Here is a 22,049-nt window from a genome sequence, read left to right as displayed (position 1 = left end):
GTAGTTTTTCTGTCAAGGTTGTTTTACCAGCATCCGGATGCGAGATAATACCAAAAGTTCTCCTTTTTTCTATTTCCTGAAGTAAATCCATGTATAAAAATTAGTGCGCAAATATAAGTCAACTCCTGAAATTGACCATTAGGAATTCCATTTTTTGAATTTGTCAAGTGCAGGAATTGCTTCGTCTCTTTTTCTGTGCTTAAATTGAAAAGCCAGCCATTCAAACCATTCGAGGAATAACCTCTGATCATTTACGTCTCTATAATCTTTGATAAACGGTTCTAACTTTTGCCATAATGAAACACCAACACCACCAATGAGCTGCTCCACAAAATCAATAGGGATCACTTTCTTATAGACCAAAAACCCCAGGGTTTCAAATTTCGTAGTAATCGCTAAAATAGCTTTCTCAAGTTCAGGGTCAAATTTTCTTAGGTAAGCTACATTTTCTATATGCCCGGATTGATTTATTAAATTTAAAGAATCTGTAAATTGTGCATCCTGCATGGTCCTCATGATTTCAACAGCTGCGATATCTTTGCGCTGAATTTTAAACTGCCTGAGTTGAAGAATCCCAAATATAATGGCAATAATTATAGTAATAAAACTGAGTATAGGAGCTAATTGACTAAGTAACTCTAGCGTTTGCATTGTTGGAATCGTTAAAGGTAAAAGATTATATTTCTAAGGTACGTAATTTTAAGGAACAACCTCCATCTTCATAAAGACATCTTCTAAAGGCCATTCATCATTCCCGGCTTTAAGGTTGACAATTTTATCAATGGTATCAAATCCTGATATGACTTCACCAAACACAGTATGTTCATTGTCCAGGTGATGGGCACCTTTTCTGTTTTGAACAATATAAAATTCAAATGCTGTTGACTTTTTTCCCGGATTGTTTTTCCAGTCACGTGCCAGCGCTACAGCGCCATATTTGTGTTTCCGCCCTTCCCTGAACTCAGGAGAAATCTTATAACGTTCATAGCGTGCCTTGAATCTTTGAGTATCCAAACGTTCAGATTCGCCTCCCTGAATCACAAAATCGGGAACCACCCGATAAAAGCAGGTGGTATCAAAATACCCCATGTTGCTCAAAAAAATAAAACTGGCTCTGTGTAGCGGTGTATCTTCATATAAACGAATTTTTATAGCGCCTAATCTGGTTTTGAGCAAGACCAGATTTTCTTTATTTTCATTTCCATAAAGGGTTAGAAATTCGGTAACATTCTTACTATTGATAGAATCTTTGGGCCTTTCCTCAACCACTTCTAATGGAACTGCAGGTTTTTTTATGATTGATTTTTTCACTTCGTCACTTGACTTTTTTACCGGATCTTTTCCACAACCTGTGACTAAAACCAATGCAAAAAAAATGATGGAGTAAAGAGTAATTTTCATAAACAAATACGATTTATAGGGTACAAATATATGCTAATGAGATAAATCGATGAATCGAAAAGAAGACTTTCCAATAAGGATGTAAATAATTAACTTTGTAAAAAAGAAAATTTTGGAAGAAAAAGTAATTTTAGTCAATACAGAAGACAAGCAATTGGGCTTGATGGGAAAAATGGAGGCCCACGAAAAAGCATTGCTACACAGAGCGTTTTCGGTATTTATATTTAATAAAAAGGGTGAATTAATGCTACAGCAAAGGGCTTTGGATAAGTATCATTCCCCTGGATTGTGGACCAATACCTGTTGTAGTCATCAAAGAGACGGAGAGTCGAATATTGAGGCAGGCCGGAGAAGGTTGCAGGAAGAAATGGGTTTTGAATGTGAGTTGAAAGAACTGTTTTGGTTTGTCTATAAAGCGCCTTTTGACAATGGATTGACCGAGCATGAACTGGACCATGTTATGATCGGCTCTTTTGATGAAGATCCGGAAATAAATCCAGAGGAAGTAGCTTCTTTTAAATGGATGACATTGGAGGATGTAAAAAAAGACATGGAAGAACATCCCGAAATGTATACAGAATGGTTTAAAATTATTTTTAAAGAATACGATCAAAGACTAGTGAAAATATGAAGGTAACTGTAAGTAGAAAAGCGCATTTTAATGCAGCACATAGATTGTATAATAATGAATGGACCGATGGTAGAAACGCATCTGTATTTGGTAAATGTGCAAATCCAAATTATCATGGTCATAATTATGAACTAATCGTTTCAGTGAAAGGACCCATTCACCCAGAAACGGGTTTTGTAATGGATATGAAGGTATTAAAGGATCTGATTCGCGATGAGGTGGAAGAAAAATTTGATCATAAGAATTTAAATGAGGAAGTATCAGAATTTAAAACGTTGAACCCTACTGCCGAAAATATTTCTGTTGTGATTTGGAATAAGTTACGCCCCAAGATTGAAAAGCAATTGGAGTTGACAATTACACTTTATGAGACACCGCGAAATTTTGTCACTTATACCGGAGAATAATGAAGAAGAAAACACTATATATAGTATTGGTTTTACTGCTGGGAACTGTTTTGTTTGCAGCGTTTAAACCGGGCGATCAGTCTCCGATAAAGGTAGGGGACAAAGTGCCTTCCTTTGTGTTGGACGATCAGTTTGGAAATGCTTTTGATATGGATGATTATGTTGGAAAGACAGCCATGGTCGTCTATTTTTACCCGAAGGATGATACACCGGGGTGTACCAAGGAGGCTTGCAGTTTCCGAGATTCTTATGAAGAATTTACAGACAAAAATATCAAAGTGATTGGGATTAGCGGAGATGATGTTGAAAGTCATAAGAACTTCGCAGATAAATACAACCTGCCATTTACCCTGTTAGCCGATATAGATAACAAGGTGAGAACGCAATTTGGTGTCAAAGGGAATATGTTAGGATTGATCCCGGGCAGGGTAACCTATGTGATTGATCTGACCGGAAAAGTAGTCTTTATGTACGAAAGTCAGCTAAAAGCAGAAAAGCATATTCAAAAATCAATAGAAGCTATTAATAACAACATTCAATAATCGTTTTGTTTATTGATGTGCTTTGTAAAAAGATTCTAATTCGCTGATATACGCTTCTTTTTGATCTGAATCAATCAAGGCATATTCAAAGGAGTTTTTTGCCAATTCATAAATATCTTTTTTAGAAAGATCCAAGGCCTTCTGAATTTCAATAAAATTTTTATTTAATTGTCCGCCAAAATACGCCGGATCATCAGAATTTACGGTTACTTTCATTCCAAGATTCATCATTTTTTTTAGGGGATGCTTGTGTAAGTCAGTAACCACCTGAAGTGCACTATTCGACAAAGGACAAACCGTAAGTGCGATATCTCTTTGAATGATTTCCTGAACAAGTTTGTCATCCTGTAAAGAATTGTTACCATGGTCAATTCTTTTTATTTTCAAAATATCAAGGGCTTCCCATACATAATCCGCATCACCTTCTTCTCCGGCATGTGCCAGAGGAATGAAGCCTGCTTTGGTTGAAGCTTCAAATACCTTTTTGAATTTGGAGGGTGGATTTCCTTTTTCGCTCGAATCCAGTCCAATTGCTTTGATACGATTTTTAAATGGAAGTGATTGTTCTAAGGTTCGAAAAGCAGCGTCTTCGGAAAGATGTCGTAAATAGCTCATAATAAGTATCGAAGAGACATTTAGATTCTTTTCAGCATCCTTGCATGCCTTATAAATACCGTCGATAACTGTTTCAAAACTGACCCCTCTTTCAGTATGAGTTTGAGGATCAAACATGATTTCCGCATGTCTTATGTTCTGTGCAGCACATTTTTCTAAATAGCTATAGGTTAGATCATAAAAATCCTTTTCATGAATTAATACAGCAGCTCCCTGGTAGTAGATATCCAGGAAATCTTGTAAACAATCAAAATTATAAGCTCGTTCAATTTCTTGCACTGATGCAAAAGGGATGCTGATCCCGTTTCTTTTTGCGATGTCAAACATAAGGCTCGGTTCGAATGTGCCTTCAATGTGTAAATGAAGTTCTGCTTTTGGTATATTTTGTATAAATGCTTCCATGGCGTAAAAATAATAATTTGTACATGATAGAGCATTATTTTTAAAGACGGAATGACTCACCCGATAGAAATAGATTCAATTCAGGTTAAAATAAGGCCTCCTTAAAGGTCAGTTCTGATTATTTTTTAAGAGGTTTTTCAATGGGTATTCAAAAGTATTTATTCATTTGAAATAATTATCTTTGCTCCCATTAAAACAATGAAAATTAAAAGATAAAATATATGCCTGGATTTGAATTATTTGGTGATGCCGAGAGAAAGGAATTGCATGACGTTCTGGAAAACGGAGTATTGATGCGATATGGTTTTGACGGAATGAGAAACGGACATTGGAAGGCCAAAGAATTAGAAAGAGAATTAGAACAGCGTTTCGGGGTGCAACATGCACAGCTTACAAGTAGTGGAACAACTGCATTGAATGTCGCATTGGCTGTAATGGGAGTGGGAGCTGGTGATGAGGTCATTATGCCTAGTTTTACTTTTGTTGCCAGTTTTGAATCCATCATGGCTTCAGGTGCAACACCGGTATTGGTTGAGATTGACGATACATTAACGCTGGACCCCGCAGCCGTTGAGGCAGCAATAACATCAAAGACCAAGGTGGTAATGCCTGTTCATATGTGCGGATCCATGGCGGATCTGGATGCTTTAAAAGCCATATGTAAAAAACATGATCTTTTGTTGCTGGAAGATGCCTGTCAGGCCTTCGGAGGCACCTACAAAGGAGAAATGCTGGGCTCGATTGGAGATGCAGGAACCTTTTCATTTGATTTCGTAAAGACGATTACCTGTGGAGAAGGAGGGGCGGTATTGACAAATAACAGTGACTACGCCTTGCATGCAGATCAATATTCAGATCATGGTCACGATCATGTAGGTAGTGACAGAGGGGCTGAAACCCATCCAATTTTAGGGTATAATTATAGAATTTCAGAGTTGCATGCAGCGGTTGGCCTGGGTCAGATTCGTAAAATGGATGACTTCATCGCGATCCAGAGAAGAAATCATGCAATTATAAAAGAAGCTCTTAGCACTATTAAGGAAGTTAGTTTTAGAAGAATTCCTGATCCGGAAGGAAATAGTTGTGGGTTTTTAAGCTTTTTTATGCCTACTGCCGAGTTGTCTAATAAGGTGGTTGAAGCCTTTAAAGAACATGGTATTGACGGATACTGGAATTATTTTAATAATAATTGGCACTATATTCGAAGATGGGATCACTTAAAGGAAGTGAAAAGTTTGTTCCCCTTATCAGATCACATTAAAGAGGGCTTGAAAAATTTGCAGAATAAAAAGTTTCCTCAATCGGATGATATTATTTCAAGAAATATTTCTTGTCTGATCAAGCTGTCTTGGACAGAAGAGGAAGTAAAAGACAGAGCAGATAGAATGGCCAAAGCTATAAAATCAATACTTTAGTTTCTATGAAAGTAATTGCGATGATACCGGCTCGTTACGGAGCCACCAGATTTCCTGGGAAGTTAATGGCTGACCTTGGAGGCAAACCTGTTATTGTAAGAACCTATCTTGCGACACTTGATACGGGTCTGTTTGACGAGGTATATGTGGTAACCGATAGTGAGGTAATCAAGGGTGTTGTTGAAGAAGCAGGAGGTAAGGCCATTATGAGCAAAAAAGAACACGAGTGTGGATCGGATCGTATTGCAGAAGCTGTTGAGAACCTTGATATTGATATTGTTGTCAATGTGCAGGGAGATGAACCATTTGTAAAAAAAGAACCTTTAAAAGCAGTTATTGACGTTTTTCAGGGAGAAGATGCTTCACAGATAGATCTGGCCTCACTGATGCAGGAAATTACTGATTGGAAGGATATAACAGATCCAAATTATGTAAAAGTGATTGTGGATCAGGCAAATTTTGCCCTGTATTTTTCGAGGTCCCCAATTCCATATCCAAGAGACAAAGATGCAGGGGCACGGTATTTTGAACATATCGGGGTCTACGCTTTTAGAAAGCAGGCAATTTTGGATTTTTATCACCTGCCTATGCGTGCTTTAGAAGCGACAGAAAAAGTAGAATGCATTCGCTATTTAGAGTATGGAAAGAAAATCAAAATGGTGGAGACAAGCTATATGGGTATAGAAATCGATACTCCTGAAGACCTTATAAAGGCAGCCAAATTTATTAAGAATTAACGTTTAAATTAAACAATATGAGTTTTAGAAACTTTCCGATGGTTCCAAGAGTCGTTTTTGGAAGAGGTAGCTTTAATCAACTTGCTGAAATTTTAGAACCAGTAAGGAAAAACGGAGCGCCATTTATTTTTTTGGTAGATGATGTTTTTAAAGGAAAGAGTAGTTTGGTGTCAAGAATTCCTTTACAAGGAAAGGACAAGATTATCTACATAAGTGCAGAGGAAGAGCCAAAGACGATTTATGTGGATGGCATAAGAGATGATATTAACAAGGAGTTTGAGACAGTTCCTTCCGGTATTATCGGTATTGGTGGAGGTACGTTATTGGATTATGCCAAAGCGGTAGCCTTAATGTTGACCAACCCCGGTTCTTCAGCGGACTATCAAGGCTGGGATCTTGTGAAAGAGCAAGGTGTTTACCATGTTGGTATTCCTACAATTTCGGGAACTGGTGCAGAAGTGTCAAGAACAACTGTACTTACTGGCCCTGAAAGAAAACTAGGAATGAATTCAGATTATACACCTTTTGATCAGGTGGTGTTGGATCCATCTCTGTTGGATGGTATTCCAACGAATCAATGGTTTTATACCGGTATGGATTGCTACATCCATTGTATTGAATCACTAACGGGTACTTACCTAAATGCTTTTAGCCAGAGTTATGGAGAAAAGTCACTCGACCTATGCAGGGAAGTTTATTTAGAAAAAGATAGTATTGATGAAGATTCTCAGGACAAACTTATGATGGCCTCATGGCACGGTGGCATGAGTATTGCTTATTCTCAGGTGGGTGTGGCGCATGCAATGAGTTATGGTTTATCTTACTTGTTGGGTACAAAGCACGGTATAGGAAATTGTATCGTTTTTGATCAATTGGAAGAATTCTATCCTGAAGGTGTAAAAGAGTTCAAGCAAATGGTGGAAAAGCATGGAATAGATATTCCTAAAGGATTGTGTAAAGATCTATCTGATGAACAATTCGACACTATGATAGATGTGGCTCTAAGTTTGGTGCCACTTTGGGAAAATGCTCTTGGTTCCGATTGGCAGAAAACCATTACAAGAGAGAAACTCAGATCGATGTACGAATTGATGTAATTCATTTGTTTGAATTATGAATTTATTTACTCTATATTTATAAAAAAAAAGAATTATGGCTAGTATTAGAAAGTTCAAAAAAGAAATAAATGATGTGTTATCTGAGATCATCGAGGATTGTTATGCTTGTCAGTTAGAGGCTGATGATAAGGTGTCTCAAAAAGCAGAAAAAATTATAGATGAAGCGATCGTAACTTTTGATGAATTGATTGCTAAATTGCATCAAAGAGATGTGGAAGATGTGAAAGGACATTTAAAAGGAATAAAAGCGACATTAACAGATAAATCGGCGGCATTATCAGCTAAAATCTCAAAGTTAAATGCTTGATAGATAGAATTTTATTAAAAAAATTTCATTTTAATAAAAATTTTTACTTAATTTGTAATAAGTGTTCCTAAGAATGCGTTGTTTATTTATAAAACGATAATTTATGGCAAGAGCAATATTAGACTATAGCAAAACAGTCTTAAAAAAAGTAAGTTTTGATGTAGAATTGTTTAGCAAGGAATTAGAAAAAGCTGTGAAAAGGTTATTACCATTTGAAATTGAAGAATTGAGGCTATGGCTGTTACAATTTACTGTAGACAGACCAGAACTGTATCCTAGTTTGGCATTGATCCAAAAATAATTCTAAATTTCTACTGATTTCTTTTGTAAAGGGCTGATGATTTTCACATCGTGAAAACTTATCGCACCTCTGATTACACCATCGATACTGGATTTTAAAGCTTCAATAAGCTGCATTTTCAGTTGTGACTTATGGTATATGATACTTACCTCACGTGCTGGTACAGAATTTGAAAACTCTTTGAGAAACTTTTTATCTGTTTCAGGTAATTCCAATGTATGAAGATAGGGGATAAGCGTCATGCCCAAGCCTTCTTTACTTAATTTGATCAGGGTGCCAATATTTCCACTTTCCAGTTGAAATTGATGATGATCATTTAAATTCTTGTTTTTGCAAATATTAATCACACTGTTTTTGAAACAGTGTCCATCTTCAAGAAGCAGTACATCATCAATGTCTAAATCTTCTTCTGAAATATTTGGCTGATCGAACAACCGATGATCATCTGATACAAACCCTACAAAAGGTTCGTAATAAATGGGCCTTTCTTTAATGGCTTCGTTTTCGAGAGGAGTCGCCGCAATCCCTACATCCAGATATCCATCAGTCAATTTTTTTATAATCTCCTCTGTCGTTAATTCTTCAATGATCAATTTAACCTTTGGATACTTTTTGAGAAAACTCTTTAAGAAAATAGGAAGCAAGGTAGGCATGATGGTCGGAATAATTCCCAGTTTAAACTCACCACCAATAAAACCCTTTTGCTGATCCACGATGTCATTGATCCGAACACTTTCGTCAACAATTAATTTTGCTTGTTGAATAATTTTTTCACCAATGGTTGTCAATTCAATCGGTTTCTTTTTTCTGTTAAATATGGTAACATCTAATTCGTCCTCCAGTTTTTGAATCTGCATGGATAGTGTAGGCTGGGTCACAAAACTATGCTCAGCGGCCAGGGTGAAATTTTTAAATTCAGCAACAGCTAGAACGTATTTCAGTTGGGTAATTGTCATTGTATCAATTTTTTTGATAAATATATATAAACTATCAATGAAATTGATGATTTGAATAGTCATTTTTTTGCGAAATTTGTATTCAAATAAAACCATTACGTTATGAGCGCAACAATTTTAGGATTAGACAAGGAAAAAGTAAAAGATTTAACAACCAATTTAAACGATTTGTTGGCAAATTTTCAGGTGTATTATCAAAATTTGAGAGGCTTGCACTGGAATATCAAGGGGCAATCTTTTTTTGAATTACATGTGAAATTTGAAGAATTATATACAGATTCTCAGGAAAAAATAGACATGATAGCGGAGCGTATCCTTACATTAGAGGGTAGTCCATTACACACTTTTGAGGATTATATGAAACTGGCAAAAGTGCCTGTTGGAAAAAACATTAGTAAAGACAGGGAGGCCGTTGAGCTGATCGTTACCTCATTGACTACATTGATAGGAATCGAAAGAGCTTTGTTACAGCAATCGGATGAAGCAGATGATGAAGGTACCAATTCTATGATGAGTGATTTTATATCGGAACAGGAAAAAACGGTCTGGATGTTAAAAGCATGGTTATCGTAAATAAAAAAACCTCCGTCTTTTGTCGGAGGTTTTTTTTAGTACATATCCCAGAACTCTCTTTTCTTATTGAGTTCCTTTTCACTTTTATGATAGTCTTCAATCTTATTTACTTTTAAAAAAGATGGATGCTGCTCAATCGCAAATTGTAATTTTTCAACAATTTTTTCTACAGAGTCATTTTCATAATCTATATCCATCGGTTTTTTAATAACCATAGATTGCAAAATACCTCTTTTTTTAATTAATAATCCTTTCTTATCAAACGAACGCCTAAAGCCATCGATCACGATTGGTATTACAATGGGCTTGTTTTGTCGTATAATATGAGCCGTACCGCGCCTTATCGGTTTAAAAGGGGTGGTAGTTCCTTGGGGGAAAGTAATAACCCAACCATCTTTTAAGGCAGTTGTGATATTCGACACATCAGACAGTTTTACTTTTTTATTGACATCTTTCCCTTTTTCTCTCCATGTTCGTTCGATTGAAATAGATCCGCCATAGGCCATTATTTTAGGTAATAAACCTGCCCTCATAGTCTCCTTGGCTGCCACAAAATAAATATTCAATTTAGGTTGCCACAGGTAGCCAACATCTTTAATATTATCCACCCGGCCGCTAAGAGCAGCATTAAAAACATGTAACATAGCAGCTACATCAGCAAAATAGGTCTGGTGATTGGCTACAAAAAGGACATTATTGTCAGGAAGATCCCTGATAATTTCGGAGCCTTCAATGTGTAACTCATTGAATCCCCTATATCTACGATGAGAAAACAAGCCCATAACCCGAATCAATGATTTTTTCAGGAACAGACTATTTCCAAACACATCCTTCTTAAATAACGCCATTCTATATTATTTGCTCAGCAAACTTAAAAAAATTAATGAAGATTTGCTTTGATTAGGTCTTTAATTTCACTCAACATCATGGCTGTGGCTCCCCAAACTACTTTTTTGTTCAGATGAAAGCAGGGCACATCAATGTTTTCCATATAGCTGGTGGAAAGTTTTTTAGATCCTACCGATTTTTCACTTAGCAGGTCGGTTAATTTAACTTCTAACACATCCTCCACTTCATGATTGGTTTCAAAAACAGGCTTGTTCATCGCATATCCAATAAAGGGGCTGACAAGAAAATTACTTGGCGGAATATAAGTATCAGTCATCTGTCTTTTAATAAACACTTCATTTTCATGAATACCTACTTCTTCTGATGTTTCTCTCAGGGCAGTGATCTCAAGGCGCCCGTCGTCTCTTTCGAACTTGCCACCTGGAAATGAAATTTGCGACGAATGAGTGCCATCATAGGAAGCTCTGAGAATGAGCAGGAACTTGGTCAGGTTTTGCTCGTCTGGATAGAACAAGGCTAAAACGGCTGCTTTTCTCGGATTGGCTGCTTGCAATTCTATTTCCTTAAAAATTTTTCTTTCTTTCGGTATCATTTTTGCATGCGACGTAAAACCACCCAATTGCTCGTTTTCAATCTTAGAAATCACTGATAAAAAATAGTCAAATTCCATTTAAAAGCATATTTTTACAAATACGAATTTACAACTATTCTTGAAACAACTTTAACGGTTGAATGATGATCTTAGTGAGCTAAAAAGCGTTGGTTTTTAGCGATAAATTTGTTGAATTTCGTAAGAGTATAAAAATCTGACGTCTGTTAGAACTAGAAAATGAATATATGAATATAGGAATTGTTTGTTATCCCACCTATGGTGGAAGTGGTGTTGTGGCAACAGAATTAGGAATCTCATTGGCTCAGAAAGGACATCAGGTTCATTTTATAACCTCTCACCAGCCTGTAAAGTTGAATTTCCTGAGTCATAACCTTCATTTTCATGAGGTTTTTGTTGAAAGCTATCCCTTATTTCATTATCAACCATATAATCTTGCTTTGTCAAGCAAACTTGTTGAATCTGTAGAAAAGTACCACCTGGATGTGCTGCATGTGCATTATGCGATTCCGCATGCCTATGCGGCTTATATGGCCAAACAGATGTTAAAAGATATAGGCATAGATATTCCCATTGTTACGACGCTTCATGGTACCGATATAACCCTGGTTGGAAGTCACCCGGTATACAAACCAGCGGTAGAGTTTAGTATCAATCATTCAGATGCCGTAACCACCGTTTCAAATAGTTTAAAGGAGGATACCTTGCGCTTATTTAATATTCGTAAAAATATTGAGGTCATCTATAATTTTATAGATTTTGAAAAACAGGCTAAATGGAGTAATGAGGAATGTATGAGAGATACCCTGGCAAATCCGGATGAAAAAATATTAGCCCATGTGAGTAATTTACGCCCGGTAAAGAGAGTATTGGATGTGATTCGTATTTTCCATCGTGTTCAAAAGGAGATTCCATCTAAACTTATTTTGGTGGGAGATGGTCCTGACAAGGAAAAGGCAGATTTACTGGCCAAAGAATTGGGTGTGAAGGATAAGATCCTGTTTCTTGGAAAGAGCGATGAAATAAGAAAAATTTTATGTCTTACCGATTTGTTTTTATTACCCTCGGAAACGGAGAGTTTTGGATTGGCTGCTTTGGAGGCTATGGCGGCTCACACCCCTGTCATTTCAAGTAATACAGGAGGATTGTCTGAGGTTAATTTTAACGGGGTTACCGGTTTTTTGAGTGAGGTTGGAGATGTTGATGATATGGCAAAAAATGCCATTTATTTATTGAGCGATGCCTCGAGACTGGAGCAGTTTAAAAAGCAGGCCTTTGACAGTGCGCATCAATTTTCTATTGAAAGTATTTTGCCTAAATATGAACAGATGTACGAAAGAGTGATAAAAAACGGTTTCTAGTATTTTTCAACTTTTGGTCTTATTTCCTGTAGAAGTTCAGACCGTCTTTGATCATTTCAGGGCTTAATTGTATATCTAACTGACAATGTTCTAAGGTATCAAGTAAGACGAAATTCACCTTGCCACTGACATTTTTTTTGTCATACTTCATCAAGTCAATAATTTCAGCAATATCTGATGTTTCAATATTGACCTTCCCATAAAAATCATCAACAAATGTTTTGAGTTCATTTGTTAACTCCATTGGAAAGTTAAATTTTACAGATGAATAGTATAGTTCAATAACCATTCCAACAGCAATAGCCTCTCCGTGGGTTAAACTTTCTTTGTCGTCAGATTCAAGAAAGTAGGATTCGATGGCATGGCCTATTGTATGACCAAAATTCAATGATTTTCTCAAGCTATTCTCTAAAAGATCTTTTAGAACTACGTCATTCTTTATTTCAACTGACCGATGCACCAGCTTTTTGATAACATCCATTTTTATTCCTTCAAAGACCTTTATGATTTGCCATAGTTCTTTGTCAAAGGTAAAGCCGTATTTGATAATTTCAGCCAGACCTGATCGCATTTCTCTCTCTGAAACCGTAGCTAAAAAATCCATATCAATCAGTACCATTTCAGGATTTGAAAACAGTCCTATCTGATTTTTAAGAACTCCTAAATCTACGCCAGTTTTACCACCAACCGAAGCATCTACCATGCTTAATAAGGTGGTTGGGATATTTATAAATTTGATACCTCTTTTAAATGTAGAAGCGACAAAACCACCCATATCGGTGATAACACCACCACCAAGATTGATCATTAAAGATTTTCTGTCAGCTCCCAGATCAGAGAGTTTATTCCACAATAAACTACAGGTATCAATATTTTTATGAGCTTCGCCTGCAGGCACTTCGACAAGTGCAACCTTTCCTTCCAATTTTGACTTCTCTAAAAACAGCGGAAGACAATGTTTATGCGTGTTTGTATCTACGAGAAGGAAGATATTAGAATGAAAATTATTCGCCAGATATTGATCCAGTTGATCATAAGCACTTTGTTCAAAATGAACATAATAATTCGTAGATAATATTGACTTCATTAAAATGAATTTTATCCTGCAAATAACGGTCAAATATTTGAAAAAAATAAATGACAGTCGGTATCTTTGTAAAAAACAAATTAGCATGAAAAAACTTTTTAATGATACGGAAGTAGCTTTTAGTTTAAAATCGGATTCAGAATTAGAAAGAGCTTATTTTTTATTCAAATTGATCAAAAGTGAACCCTTGGTGAAAATTGGAACTGCGGTTACTAAGTTTGCACTGAAATCATCCCTTCCTGTTGAAGGTTTGATTCGATCCACCGTGTTCGATCATTTTTGTGGGGGTGTCAATGAAAAGGATTGCATGCCTATCATCGAAAGGATGTATGGCAAAAAAGTGCATTCTGTCCTTGACTATTCGGTGGAAGGCAAAGAAGAAGAAGCCCAGTTTGATGCTGTTTTGGAAAAGACCTTGTCCCTGATCAACTTTGTAGATGAAAGAGATGCCATGCCATTTGCTGTGTTTAAACCCAGTGGGTTTGGCAGATTTGATTTGTATAAAAAAAGAAGCTCCAATAAGGTTCTTACTGACGATGAACAAAAGGAATGGGAAAGAGTGGTGAACAGGTTTGAATTAGTGGCAAAGGCCTGTTATGAAAAAGATGAGTGCCTTTTGGTAGATGCTGAGGAAAGCTGGATGCAAGATGCTGCTGATGATATTATGGAATCATTAATGGAGAAGTATAATAAAGAAAAGGTGATTATTTTTAGCACCTTACAATTGTATAGACACGACAGGTTGGCGTATCTAAAAGGCCTGCACGCCCGCGCCAAAGAAAAGGGTTTCAAAATTGGAATGAAACTTGTACGAGGAGCTTATATGGAGAAGGAGAGAGAACGTGCTGAACACAAAAATTATCCGGATCCGATATGTGCCACAAAAAGCGAGACTGATGCGAATTTCAATGCCGTATTGAATTATATGTTTGATAATTTAAATGATATGGCCATATTTTGTGGTACGCATAATGAGGAAAGTTCCTATATGTTGATGGACTTAATTGACAGTTCAGCCTATGGTAGAGAGGACAACAGGCTGTGGTTCGGACAGTTGTATGGTATGAGTGATAATATATCATATAATTTAGCGGATCAAGGTTTTAATGTTGCAAAATACCTGCCATTTGGGCCGGTAAAAGATGTGATGCCTTATTTGATCAGAAGGGCTGAAGAGAATACTTCAGTAGCCGGGCAAACCAACAGAGAGTTAGATCTTATTAGAATAGAAAAGAAGCGAAGGAAAGTATAAATGTCGACAAGAAATATTTCAATTAGTCTGATTTGGACCATTATTGTTTTAGCTGTATTGGACCTCTATGTCTATCTGGCATTGAGAAAAGGGATTCAGAAAAGTAAGTATAAGATCTTTTTGAACGCAGCCTATATAGTCTCAGTGATTTTGTCGTATGTGGGCTTTTATTATTTATACTTTTATTTCAACTCAAAACCCTTAAACGTATCGCTGTTACCAAATTTATTCATTGGTTATTTCTTTTCTTTTTTTGCCTTTAAGATCTTATTGACAGCTTTTTTCCTTTTTGAAGATATACTGAGGTTTTTTACCGTGCTGGTAAGAGGACTCAGGAGTTTGGTTGGTGCAGATAAAGAGAAGTTGAACAGACCGGGTAGGAGAGGCTTTATCAGGACAGCTGGTCTGGTTGTTGCCGGAATTCCCTTCGCATCCATGCTTTATGGAATTACCAAAGGGAAGTATAATTTTAAGGTAAACCGACTCACACTGCATTTTGAAAACTTGCCAAAGGCTTTTGAAGGATTCAAAATCTTGCAAATATCTGACATTCATTCGGGAAGTTTTGATAATCAGCAGGCGATTAAGGATGGTATCGAAATGATTAACCGGCAGCAGGCAGATGTTATTTTATTTACAGGAGATTTGGTGAATAATGATTCGCGGGAAGTTGTTCCTTTTATAAAAGATTTCAAAAATTTACGGGCCGAACATGGGGTATATTCTGTTTTGGGAAATCATGACTATGGTGATTATAAAAAATGGGATTCTGAAGAGGCCAAGCAAGCGAATATGGAACTGCTTTATGACTATCAGAAAGAGATGGGCTTTACATTGCTGAACAATGAGAATTCCATTATCTCAAAAGAAGGTGAAACCATAGGGATTTATGGGGTAGAAAATTGGGGTAATCCGCCTTTTCCACAACGCGGTGATCTGGATATAGCACTTGCCGGCAACGGGTCAGAAAACTTTAAAATATTGATGAGTCATGATCCTACGCACTGGGATAAGAAAGTAATAGATCACCCGGCTCATTTTGATCTCACCTTATCAGGTCATACGCATGGCATGCAATTTGGAGTAGAAATTCCAGGTTTTAAATGGAGTCCTATTAAATATATTTACCCGCAATGGGCGGGCCTTTATGAGAGAAAAAAGCAATTACTCTACGTAAATCGAGGATTTGGTTTTTTAGGATTTCCAGGAAGGGTAGGAATTTGGCCGGAAATAACGGTTATTGAATTAAGTAAAAAAGTATAGAAGATGTTTGAATTCTTTAAGTCGAGTAAAGGAAATGAAAGTGGTAAAAGTGGCATGAAGATGGCCTTTGAAAATGCAGATCAATGGCCTCAGATTTTAGAGATGTCCAAGGAAGGTCCTGTATTTATTTTTAAGCACAGTAGTCGTTGTGGTATTAGTTCCGTCGTATTAAACCGGTTCGAAAAGCAGATTGCCCAGATTGATGGTCGGTATTATCAGGTGCATATACAAGCGCATCGGGAGCTTTCTAACTGGCTGGCAGATCATCTCGAGATTCGCCATGAATCTCCTCAATTAATAGTTATTAAGCATGAGAAAGTGGTAGCCCATGATTCTCATTATGGCTTGCTTGATATTCTTCCGAAACTTGGATAAGTCACTTATTCTTTTGGATATTTTCTGGCTTTTTTGATGCGTCCAATGCATTCTCCAAAACCAATTCTAATGGCATCATTTTTACAATGAGCCCTCATAATCACGGTGTCGCCATCCTGAATGAATTTTCTCTCGGTGCCATCCGACATTTTTATTGGCTCAGTCCCTTTCCAGGTCAATTCCAACATCGAACCATAGCTGGATTTTTCTTTTCCAGAAATAGTACCACTGCCGTAAAGGTCGCCAGACCTTACATTACATCCGTTCACACTTTGATGTGCTAATTGCTGAGAAATACTCCAATATAAATTTTTGAAATTGGTCGTGCTCACCAGTGTCTCTTTCTTTTTTCTTGGTTTGATTGATGTCTCTATTTGAATATCATAGCTTTGTTCGCCATGTTCAATTAAATAGGGAAGAGGCTGTGGATCCTGTTCCGGTCCAGCTGCTTTAAAAGGTTCTAAAGCATCAAGTGTAACAATCCAGGGAGATATGGTGGAGGCAAAATTCTTAGCAAGAAAAGGACCCAATGGCACATACTCCCATTTTTGAATATCTCTGGCACTCCAGTCATTTAACAAGACCATCCCAAAAATATGATCTTTGGCTTCGCTGATATCAATTGCTTTACCCAGTTCATTTGCCTCAGCGGTTATAAAACCCATCTCCACTTCAAAATCTAATAATTTGGAAGGACCAAACACAGGTTGGGTAGCACCTTGAGGCATTGTTTGCCCTAAAGGTCTGCGAACCTTGGTTCCTGATACGACGATGGAAGATGCTCTTCCGTGATAGCCAACAGGAATATGCAGCCAATTAGGCAGTAAGGCATTTTCAGGATCTCTGAACATGGTACCAACATTGGTAGCATGATCTTTACTGGAATAGAAATCAGTGTAATCACCAATTTCTACGGGCAGTAACATCTCAATCTCGTCTATTTTGAAAATGGCAATGTTTCTGTGTTTTTTATGCTCTTTTAGTTTTTTATTTTCAAGATCAAAAATAGCGGCTATTCTGTTTCTAACCAAACGCCAGGTCGTCTGACCATCAGTAATAAAATCATTTAAGGAGTCCTGCATAAAGATATCATCTGTCAGAGGAATACCTTCAAAATACCCCAATTGCTGCAGCGCAGCAAGATCGATGGCGTAATCTCCGATTCTGGTTCCAATAGTAACAACATCTTCTTTGGTTAAAAAAACACCAAAGGGAATATTTTGAATAGGGAAGTCTGAATCCCTGTCAACCTGTAGCCAGGATTTTCTATTTGGATTGTTAGCAGTTATTTTCATGATTTTTGAGAATTTAATAAAAAACTATCGAGAATTTAAGAATACAATTAATTCGTTTCAAATATAGAAGTTTCTCCATATATGAAGGATGAATTTATTACTTTTGTGACGAATTTTAACTTTATAAATAAAACTGTATTCATGAGCCGAGATCAAATAATTTTTGACCTGATATCTGAGGAAAGAGAAAGACAAACCAACGGATTGGAATTAATCGCTTCGGAAAACTTTGTTAGTGAACAAGTAATGGAAGCTGCAGGTTCCATATTGACCAATAAATATGCTGAAGGATACCCTGGTAAGAGGTATTATGGAGGGTGTGAAGTTGTCGATCAAATTGAGCAAATTGCGATTGACAGGGCAAAGACGTTATTTAACGCTGAATATGTTAATGTACAGCCTCATTCTGGTTCTCAGGCAAACACGGCGGCCTATCATGCAGTATTAAAACCAGGTGATACTATTTTAGGTTTTGACCTGTCTCATGGAGGGCATTTAACGCACGGTTCTCCTGTTAATTTTTCAGGAAAGTTATACAAGGCAACGTTTTACGGTGTCGAGAAAGAAACAGGTGTTTTAGACTATGATAAAATTCAGGAAAAGGCGAACGAAGTAAAACCGCAAATGATCATTGCCGGAGCTTCTGCTTATTCAAGAGATATAGACTTTAAACGATTTAGAGAAATAGCAGACAGTGTTGGTGCGATACTGCTCGCTGATATTTCTCATCCGGCAGGACTTATAGCCAAAGGTATATTAAGTGACCCGCTACCACATTGTCATATTGTTACAACTACAACGCACAAAACCTTAAGAGGGCCAAGAGGCGGAATGATCATGTTGGGTAAAGATTTTGAGAATCCATTTGGTGAAAAGACACCAAAAGGAAAGGTGAAAATGATGAGTACACTTCTTAATTCTGCAGTTTTTCCAGGTAATCAGGGAGGACCATTAGAGCATATTATTACAGCGAAAGCCATTGCTTTTGGAGAAGCTTTGGAGGATGATTTTCTAAACTACCAGATTCAGGTGAAGAAAAATGCAGCTGCAATGGCAGCAGCCTTTGTCGCAAAAGAATATCATATTATTTCTGGAGGAACAGATAATCACATGATGTTGATGGATTTAAGAAATAAGAATATCACCGGAAAAGAAGCTGAGAAGGCATTGGAAAAAGCTGATATTACTGTAAATAAAAATATGGTGCCCTTTGATGATAAATCTCCATTTATCACTTCAGGAATTCGAATTGGTACTGCAGCTGTTACTACGAGAGGACTTTTAGAAGCAGATATGCCCGTTATTGTGGATCTGATAGACGAGGTGATCAATAACTTTGAAGATGAAACTGTTTTAGAAGCTGTCGCTGAAAAGGTAAATACTCTGATGCAGGACAAACCTCTTTTTTCTTAAGGCCCGTCTAAATCGTACATGACAATAATCATTTAATCCTGAGCATATTTACCATATTTTTACTAGGTAAATGTGCAAGGAATGGGCTCGCAGGCAGTTAAAGCAATTGAAAGTTTAAGAGAACGCAAAGATTTTTTATATCATTTGTTGAATGATGTAAAGGCTTTGGAAATGATGTTGGCCCAGGATGTATTTGAGAAAGGCATCCAACGCGTGGGTGCAGAGCAGGAGTTATGCCTCGTAGATAAAAATTTCAGACCTTCCTGTAATGCGCTTGAGGTACTTGATAAAATAAACGATCCGCATTTTACAACCGAACTGGCCCTTTTTAATTTAGAAATTAATCTTGATCCTCTTGAATTAAAGGGTGATTGCTTTTCCCAAATTGACCAAGAGCTGAGGAAACTGATTACCCATGGAGATTCAAGTGCCAATTCTATTGATGATACCAAAATTATATTGACCGGGATTTTACCCACCCTGCGTAAACGAGACATGGTTTTTAAGAATATCACGCCTTATCAACGCTACAAGGTGCTGAATAAGATACTCAAGGATATTCGGGGTGATGATTTTATGCTGAAAATAAAAGGAGTTGATGAGCTTATACTGAATCATAAATCAATTCTTTTTGAAGCGTGCAACACAAGCTTTCAAGTTCATTTACAGATTCCCATTGATGAAATGGTGGATAAATATAATTGGGCTCAGGCGATTGCAGGACCTGTCTTATCAATTGCTGCAAATTCGCCATTGCTGCTGGGTAGAGAATTGTGGAGTGAAACACGGATAGCTCTTTTCCAACAGAGCGTTGATTTAAGGAACAAATCGTATTTAATGCGCGAACAAAAACCGCGTGTGTCATTTGGGACTAATTGGATTAAAAAATCTATTATTGAGCTTTACCAAGATGATATTGTAAGATATACACCATTGTTGACCACTGATTTAGAAGAAGATGCTGTAGCCAAACTGAAGAAAGGAGAAATACCAAAGTTAGAAGCCATCGGGATTCATAACGGTACGATTTACAGGTGGAACAGAATGTGTTATGGTCAAAATAATGGAGTTCCTCATATGCGTATTGAAAACAGATATATTCCTTCCGGCCCGACGGTGAAAGATGAAGTGGCCAATGCCTTGTTTTGGATAGGTATCATGCAGGGAATTCCGGATAAATACAGGAACTTAAACGATTCAACACCTTTTAATGAGGTCAAAGGAAATTTTATAAACGCGGCAAGAACGGGTATCAATACCTACTTTAATTGGTTTGGCAAAGGAGTTTCGGCGCGAAGGCTTATTCTTGAAGAACTGATTCCAATTGCAAGAGATGGTCTTCGAAAGTCTAAGATCAATGAAGATGACATTAATGAGTATTTGACGATTATTGAAAAGAGGGCGGAATCCAGGCATACAGGTTCTCAATGGTTAAAGCACAGCAACAGAATACTAAAAAAGAAAATGACCAAGGATATTGCCAATGCAACCTTAACCGCTCATTTATATAAGAATCAGAAAGGTGGTAAACCAGTGCATGAATGGAAGATTGCCAAAGACAATCATATTTTGGATTTGGATGTAAGTTTAACAAAACTGGAGAAATTCATGACCACTGAAGTATTTGTTGTGAAAGAGAATGATCTTGTAGAATTGGTCACAAAAATTATGGAATGGCGTAATATTCATCATATCCCTGTGGTTGACGATAATAATAAATTGACCGGTCTTATTACTAAAAAAAATATTATAGCCATTAAAGGTCAAGATACAAATGTGATAGTGGCCAAGGATATTATGGTAAAAGACGTTATTACTGTGGACTCTGAAACTTCTATAGAACAAGCAAATAGAATTATGATTGACAATAGCATTGGATGCTTGCCCATCATTGAAATGGAAGATCTGGTTGGAATTCTAACAAAAAACGATCTTTACAAATTACTTCCTTCTTAAATTATGAATCTAGCCACAACAGAGCATCTGACATACAAGCACAGAATTCTTGGGGAGTACTATGGTTCGGAAAATTCACCGACTGTGGTTATTTTTGCCGGAATTCACGGGAATGAAAAGGCTGGTGTTCATGCGGCGCATTTGGTCATAGAAAAAATACAAAAGGAGAATATTCAATTCAATGGGAACCTGCATTTGATTTTAGGGAACATCAATGCCTTAAAACAAAACATTCGTTTTCACGATGTTGATTTGAATAGAATATGGCATCAATCAGCCTTGAACAAATTCAAGAATGGACACCAATTAGACTATGAGGAATCTAAAGAACAAAAGGAAATTTTCTTAATTATTCAAGAGATTCTCAAGCGACCAGGGCCATTTTATTTTCTGGATATGCATACAACATCTGCATCTTCGGTTCCTTTTATCACCATCAGTGATTCTTTAAATAACCGGAAATTTTCTGCAAACTTTCCCATTCCTGTAGTATTGGGAATTGAAGAATACCTGGATGGTCCCTTATTGACTTTTATCAATGAATTTGGTCATGTGGCTCTTGGATTTGAGGGGGGAGCGCACAATGATCCCAGTTCTGTCATTAATTGTGAAGCGTTTATCTGGAAGGCATTGGTGCATTCAAAATGTATAGATGCCTCGAATATTATTGGATATGAAAGATTCAAAGAGGTACTGTCAAACCTTTGTTGTGAGTATCAGTTTTTTGAAATTAATTACAGATATCAATTGCGAGAAGATGAAAATTTTGAAATGAAGAAAGGTTTTGAGAATTTTGAAATGATTCATAAGAGTCAGTTGTTGGCGACCTCGAATGGACGAGATATTTACGCTCCTTCAGGAGGAAGGATTTTTATGCCTCTGTACCAAAAGTTAGGAGAGGATGGATTTTTTATTCTGAGTTCGGTTTCTAAGTTCTGGTTGAAAGCATCTATTGCTGTCAGAAAGTTAAAAATTAATCATTTGTTACGGTTGATTCCGGGAGTTACGAAAGACCCTGAGAATAACTACACCTTGATAGTCAATCCACATATCGCTCGATTTTTAACAAAAGAAATTTTTCACTTATTTGGGTACAGGCAGCAGATTTTAAAGGATGATAAATTACATTTTATCAAAAGAGACCGAAATATTACCGAGCTCTAGAACCTGATTATTTTTTGAT

24 protein-coding genes are annotated in these 22,049 nt (G+C 36.9%); 16 read left to right on the top strand and 8 right to left on the bottom strand.

Annotated elements, in window-relative coordinates; all coding sequences use genetic code 11:
• Positions 1-138: 138 nt before the first annotated feature.
• The gene (locus tag ACR2MV_RS09065) at positions 139-651 is read right to left on the bottom strand and encodes a DUF4760 domain-containing protein (protein ID WP_434021592.1); all 513 of its coding nucleotides are present in this window, start codon (positions 649-651) and stop codon (positions 139-141) included.
• A gap of 48 nt (positions 652-699) precedes the next feature.
• Positions 700-1,401, bottom strand: a complete 702-nt coding sequence (locus tag ACR2MV_RS09060) for a peptidylprolyl isomerase (protein WP_434021591.1) — start codon at positions 1,399-1,401, stop codon at positions 700-702.
• A 109-nt stretch (positions 1,402-1,510) separates the two neighbouring features.
• Here ACR2MV_RS09060 and idi point away from each other — a divergent pair, with 109 nt between their 5' ends.
• Genes idi through ACR2MV_RS09045 form a run of 3 tightly spaced genes read left to right on the top strand, consistent with a single transcriptional unit; the run spans position 1,511 to position 2,981 of the window.
• The gene (gene idi / locus ACR2MV_RS09055; protein WP_434021593.1) at positions 1,511-2,032 is read left to right on the top strand and encodes an isopentenyl-diphosphate Delta-isomerase; all 522 of its coding nucleotides are present in this window, start codon (positions 1,511-1,513) and stop codon (positions 2,030-2,032) included.
• On the top strand, positions 2,029-2,439 hold the full coding sequence (locus ACR2MV_RS09050) for a 6-pyruvoyl trahydropterin synthase family protein (protein WP_434021590.1): 411 nt from the start codon (positions 2,029-2,031) through the stop codon (positions 2,437-2,439). Before idi ends, ACR2MV_RS09050 begins: the two co-directional genes overlap by 4 nt.
• Positions 2,439-2,981: a peroxiredoxin gene (locus tag ACR2MV_RS09045; protein WP_434021589.1), complete on the top strand. Its 543-nt coding sequence runs from the start codon at positions 2,439-2,441 to the stop codon at positions 2,979-2,981. Before ACR2MV_RS09050 ends, ACR2MV_RS09045 begins: the two co-directional genes overlap by 1 nt.
• A gap of 9 nt (positions 2,982-2,990) precedes the next feature.
• On the opposite strand, the gene ACR2MV_RS09040 is transcribed toward ACR2MV_RS09045, so the two are convergent.
• The gene (locus tag ACR2MV_RS09040) at positions 2,991-3,998 is read right to left on the bottom strand and encodes an adenosine deaminase (RefSeq protein WP_434021588.1); all 1,008 of its coding nucleotides are present in this window, start codon (positions 3,996-3,998) and stop codon (positions 2,991-2,993) included.
• A 221-nt stretch (positions 3,999-4,219) separates the two neighbouring features.
• Here ACR2MV_RS09040 and ACR2MV_RS09035 point away from each other — a divergent pair, with 221 nt between their 5' ends.
• The 5 genes from ACR2MV_RS09035 to ACR2MV_RS09015 all read left to right on the top strand — a co-directional run bounded on the left by ACR2MV_RS09035 (position 4,220) and on the right by ACR2MV_RS09015 (position 7,876).
• Positions 4,220-5,413, top strand: coding sequence for a DegT/DnrJ/EryC1/StrS family aminotransferase (locus ACR2MV_RS09035; protein ID WP_434021587.1), 1,194 nt, complete (start codon positions 4,220-4,222; stop codon positions 5,411-5,413).
• Positions 5,414-5,418: 5 nt separating this feature from the next.
• Positions 5,419-6,150 carry a 3-deoxy-manno-octulosonate cytidylyltransferase gene (gene kdsB / locus ACR2MV_RS09030; RefSeq protein ID WP_434021586.1) on the top strand — a complete coding sequence of 244 codons (732 nt, stop codon included), beginning with the start codon at positions 5,419-5,421 and terminating at the stop codon, positions 6,148-6,150.
• Positions 6,151-6,167: 17 nt separating this feature from the next.
• Positions 6,168-7,247 (top strand): iron-containing alcohol dehydrogenase family protein, encoded by a 1,080-nt coding sequence (locus ACR2MV_RS09025; protein ID WP_434021585.1) that lies wholly within the window; start codon positions 6,168-6,170, stop codon positions 7,245-7,247.
• A gap of 55 nt (positions 7,248-7,302) precedes the next feature.
• The gene (locus ACR2MV_RS09020; RefSeq protein WP_434021584.1) at positions 7,303-7,575 is read left to right on the top strand and encodes a hypothetical protein; all 273 of its coding nucleotides are present in this window, start codon (positions 7,303-7,305) and stop codon (positions 7,573-7,575) included.
• Positions 7,576-7,678: 103 nt separating this feature from the next.
• A complete protein-coding gene (locus tag ACR2MV_RS09015) occupies positions 7,679-7,876 on the top strand; it encodes a hypothetical protein (RefSeq protein WP_434021583.1) in 198 nt (65 codons plus the stop codon).
• A 2-nt stretch (positions 7,877-7,878) separates the two neighbouring features.
• Here the strand turns inward: ACR2MV_RS09015 and ACR2MV_RS09010 are convergent, their stop codons facing one another.
• Positions 7,879-8,832: a LysR family transcriptional regulator gene (locus ACR2MV_RS09010; protein WP_434021582.1), complete on the bottom strand. Its 954-nt coding sequence runs from the start codon at positions 8,830-8,832 to the stop codon at positions 7,879-7,881.
• Positions 8,833-8,934: 102 nt separating this feature from the next.
• Here ACR2MV_RS09010 and ACR2MV_RS09005 point away from each other — a divergent pair, with 102 nt between their 5' ends.
• Entirely contained in the window at positions 8,935-9,405 is a 471-nt protein-coding gene (locus tag ACR2MV_RS09005) for a Dps family protein (protein WP_434021581.1), read from the top strand.
• A 35-nt stretch (positions 9,406-9,440) separates the two neighbouring features.
• Here ACR2MV_RS09005 and ACR2MV_RS09000 read toward each other — a convergent pair whose 3' ends face one another.
• Positions 9,441-10,253 (bottom strand): lysophospholipid acyltransferase family protein, encoded by an 813-nt coding sequence (locus ACR2MV_RS09000; RefSeq protein ID WP_434021580.1) that lies wholly within the window; start codon positions 10,251-10,253, stop codon positions 9,441-9,443.
• Positions 10,254-10,285: 32 nt separating this feature from the next.
• Positions 10,286-10,924: an NUDIX hydrolase gene (locus tag ACR2MV_RS08995; RefSeq protein ID WP_434021579.1), complete on the bottom strand. Its 639-nt coding sequence runs from the start codon at positions 10,922-10,924 to the stop codon at positions 10,286-10,288.
• A gap of 167 nt (positions 10,925-11,091) precedes the next feature.
• Here ACR2MV_RS08995 and bshA point away from each other — a divergent pair, with 167 nt between their 5' ends.
• Positions 11,092-12,225 (top strand): N-acetyl-alpha-D-glucosaminyl L-malate synthase BshA, encoded by a 1,134-nt coding sequence (bshA, locus tag ACR2MV_RS08990; RefSeq protein WP_434021578.1) that lies wholly within the window; start codon positions 11,092-11,094, stop codon positions 12,223-12,225.
• A gap of 19 nt (positions 12,226-12,244) precedes the next feature.
• On the opposite strand, the gene aroB is transcribed toward bshA, so the two are convergent.
• Complete coding sequence (gene aroB / locus ACR2MV_RS08985; protein WP_434021577.1) at positions 12,245-13,312, bottom strand: 3-dehydroquinate synthase; 1,068 nt, start codon at positions 13,310-13,312, stop codon at positions 12,245-12,247.
• Between the two features lie 85 nt (positions 13,313-13,397).
• Between aroB and ACR2MV_RS08980 the strand changes: the two genes are divergently transcribed.
• The 3 genes from ACR2MV_RS08980 to ytxJ are packed head-to-tail and all read left to right on the top strand — an operon-like array spanning position 13,398 to position 16,202.
• Positions 13,398-14,564 carry a proline dehydrogenase family protein gene (locus tag ACR2MV_RS08980; protein ID WP_434021576.1) on the top strand — a complete coding sequence of 389 codons (1,167 nt, stop codon included), beginning with the start codon at positions 13,398-13,400 and terminating at the stop codon, positions 14,562-14,564.
• Positions 14,565-15,827, top strand: a complete 1,263-nt coding sequence (locus ACR2MV_RS08975; RefSeq protein WP_434021575.1) for a metallophosphoesterase — start codon at positions 14,565-14,567, stop codon at positions 15,825-15,827.
• A 3-nt stretch (positions 15,828-15,830) separates the two neighbouring features.
• Positions 15,831-16,202 (top strand): bacillithiol system redox-active protein YtxJ, encoded by a 372-nt coding sequence (gene ytxJ, locus ACR2MV_RS08970; protein ID WP_434021574.1) that lies wholly within the window; start codon positions 15,831-15,833, stop codon positions 16,200-16,202.
• A gap of 5 nt (positions 16,203-16,207) precedes the next feature.
• Here ytxJ and fahA read toward each other — a convergent pair whose 3' ends face one another.
• Positions 16,208-17,497, bottom strand: a complete 1,290-nt coding sequence (fahA, locus tag ACR2MV_RS08965; RefSeq protein ID WP_434021573.1) for a fumarylacetoacetase — start codon at positions 17,495-17,497, stop codon at positions 16,208-16,210.
• Between the two features lie 141 nt (positions 17,498-17,638).
• On the opposite strand from fahA, the gene glyA reads away from it, so the two are divergent.
• The 3 genes from glyA to ACR2MV_RS08950 all read left to right on the top strand — a co-directional run bounded on the left by glyA (position 17,639) and on the right by ACR2MV_RS08950 (position 22,030).
• Positions 17,639-18,910: a serine hydroxymethyltransferase gene (glyA, locus tag ACR2MV_RS08960; RefSeq protein ID WP_434021572.1), complete on the top strand. Its 1,272-nt coding sequence runs from the start codon at positions 17,639-17,641 to the stop codon at positions 18,908-18,910.
• An 81-nt stretch (positions 18,911-18,991) separates the two neighbouring features.
• Positions 18,992-20,866, top strand: a complete 1,875-nt coding sequence (locus ACR2MV_RS08955; RefSeq protein ID WP_434021571.1) for a CBS domain-containing protein — start codon at positions 18,992-18,994, stop codon at positions 20,864-20,866.
• Between the two features lie 3 nt (positions 20,867-20,869).
• On the top strand, positions 20,870-22,030 hold the full coding sequence (locus ACR2MV_RS08950) for an aspartoacylase (RefSeq protein ID WP_434021570.1): 1,161 nt from the start codon (positions 20,870-20,872) through the stop codon (positions 22,028-22,030).
• Positions 22,031-22,049 lie beyond the last annotated feature (19 nt).

The organism is Lutimonas sp. (assembly GCF_051011215.1).
Taxonomy (GTDB): Bacteria; Bacteroidota; Bacteroidia; order Flavobacteriales; family Flavobacteriaceae; genus Lutimonas.
The sequence above is the reverse complement of the archived record's forward strand: the minus strand, read 5'-3'. Positions and strand labels throughout refer to the sequence as shown.

What these genes read in the sequence shown, in the direction of transcription:
- ACR2MV_RS08980 (WP_434021576.1), top strand. Translation starts at nt 13,398, where the DNA reads ATGAAAAAACTTTTTAATGATACGGAAGTAGCTTTTAGTTTAAAATCG.
- ytxJ (WP_434021574.1), top strand. Translation starts at nt 15,831, where the DNA reads ATGTTTGAATTCTTTAAGTCGAGTAAAGGAAATGAAAGTGGTAAAAGT.
- ACR2MV_RS09050 (WP_434021590.1), top strand. Translation starts at nt 2,029, where the DNA reads ATGAAGGTAACTGTAAGTAGAAAAGCGCATTTTAATGCAGCACATAGA.
- ACR2MV_RS09025 (WP_434021585.1), top strand. Translation starts at nt 6,168, where the DNA reads ATGAGTTTTAGAAACTTTCCGATGGTTCCAAGAGTCGTTTTTGGAAGA.
- ACR2MV_RS09045 (WP_434021589.1), top strand. Translation starts at nt 2,439, where the DNA reads ATGAAGAAGAAAACACTATATATAGTATTGGTTTTACTGCTGGGAACT.
- glyA (WP_434021572.1), top strand. Translation starts at nt 17,639, where the DNA reads ATGAGCCGAGATCAAATAATTTTTGACCTGATATCTGAGGAAAGAGAA.
- ACR2MV_RS09010 (WP_434021582.1), bottom strand. Translation starts at nt 8,832, where the DNA reads ATGACAATTACCCAACTGAAATACGTTCTAGCTGTTGCTGAATTTAAA.
- ACR2MV_RS08950 (WP_434021570.1), top strand. Translation starts at nt 20,870, where the DNA reads ATGAATCTAGCCACAACAGAGCATCTGACATACAAGCACAGAATTCTT.
- ACR2MV_RS08995 (WP_434021579.1), bottom strand. Translation starts at nt 10,924, where the DNA reads ATGGAATTTGACTATTTTTTATCAGTGATTTCTAAGATTGAAAACGAG.
- ACR2MV_RS09005 (WP_434021581.1), top strand. Translation starts at nt 8,935, where the DNA reads ATGAGCGCAACAATTTTAGGATTAGACAAGGAAAAAGTAAAAGATTTA.
- ACR2MV_RS09065 (WP_434021592.1), bottom strand. Translation starts at nt 651, where the DNA reads ATGCAAACGCTAGAGTTACTTAGTCAATTAGCTCCTATACTCAGTTTT.
- ACR2MV_RS09060 (WP_434021591.1), bottom strand. Translation starts at nt 1,401, where the DNA reads ATGAAAATTACTCTTTACTCCATCATTTTTTTTGCATTGGTTTTAGTC.
- ACR2MV_RS09000 (WP_434021580.1), bottom strand. Translation starts at nt 10,253, where the DNA reads ATGGCGTTATTTAAGAAGGATGTGTTTGGAAATAGTCTGTTCCTGAAA.
- ACR2MV_RS08955 (WP_434021571.1), top strand. Translation starts at nt 18,992, where the DNA reads ATGGGCTCGCAGGCAGTTAAAGCAATTGAAAGTTTAAGAGAACGCAAA.
- ACR2MV_RS08975 (WP_434021575.1), top strand. Translation starts at nt 14,565, where the DNA reads ATGTCGACAAGAAATATTTCAATTAGTCTGATTTGGACCATTATTGTT.
- ACR2MV_RS09035 (WP_434021587.1), top strand. Translation starts at nt 4,220, where the DNA reads ATGCCTGGATTTGAATTATTTGGTGATGCCGAGAGAAAGGAATTGCAT.
- bshA (WP_434021578.1), top strand. Translation starts at nt 11,092, where the DNA reads ATGAATATAGGAATTGTTTGTTATCCCACCTATGGTGGAAGTGGTGTT.
- ACR2MV_RS09015 (WP_434021583.1), top strand. Translation starts at nt 7,679, where the DNA reads ATGGCAAGAGCAATATTAGACTATAGCAAAACAGTCTTAAAAAAAGTA.
- ACR2MV_RS09040 (WP_434021588.1), bottom strand. Translation starts at nt 3,998, where the DNA reads ATGGAAGCATTTATACAAAATATACCAAAAGCAGAACTTCATTTACAC.
- aroB (WP_434021577.1), bottom strand. Translation starts at nt 13,312, where the DNA reads ATGAAGTCAATATTATCTACGAATTATTATGTTCATTTTGAACAAAGT.
- kdsB (WP_434021586.1), top strand. Translation starts at nt 5,419, where the DNA reads ATGAAAGTAATTGCGATGATACCGGCTCGTTACGGAGCCACCAGATTT.
- fahA (WP_434021573.1), bottom strand. Translation starts at nt 17,497, where the DNA reads ATGAAAATAACTGCTAACAATCCAAATAGAAAATCCTGGCTACAGGTT.
- ACR2MV_RS09020 (WP_434021584.1), top strand. Translation starts at nt 7,303, where the DNA reads ATGGCTAGTATTAGAAAGTTCAAAAAAGAAATAAATGATGTGTTATCT.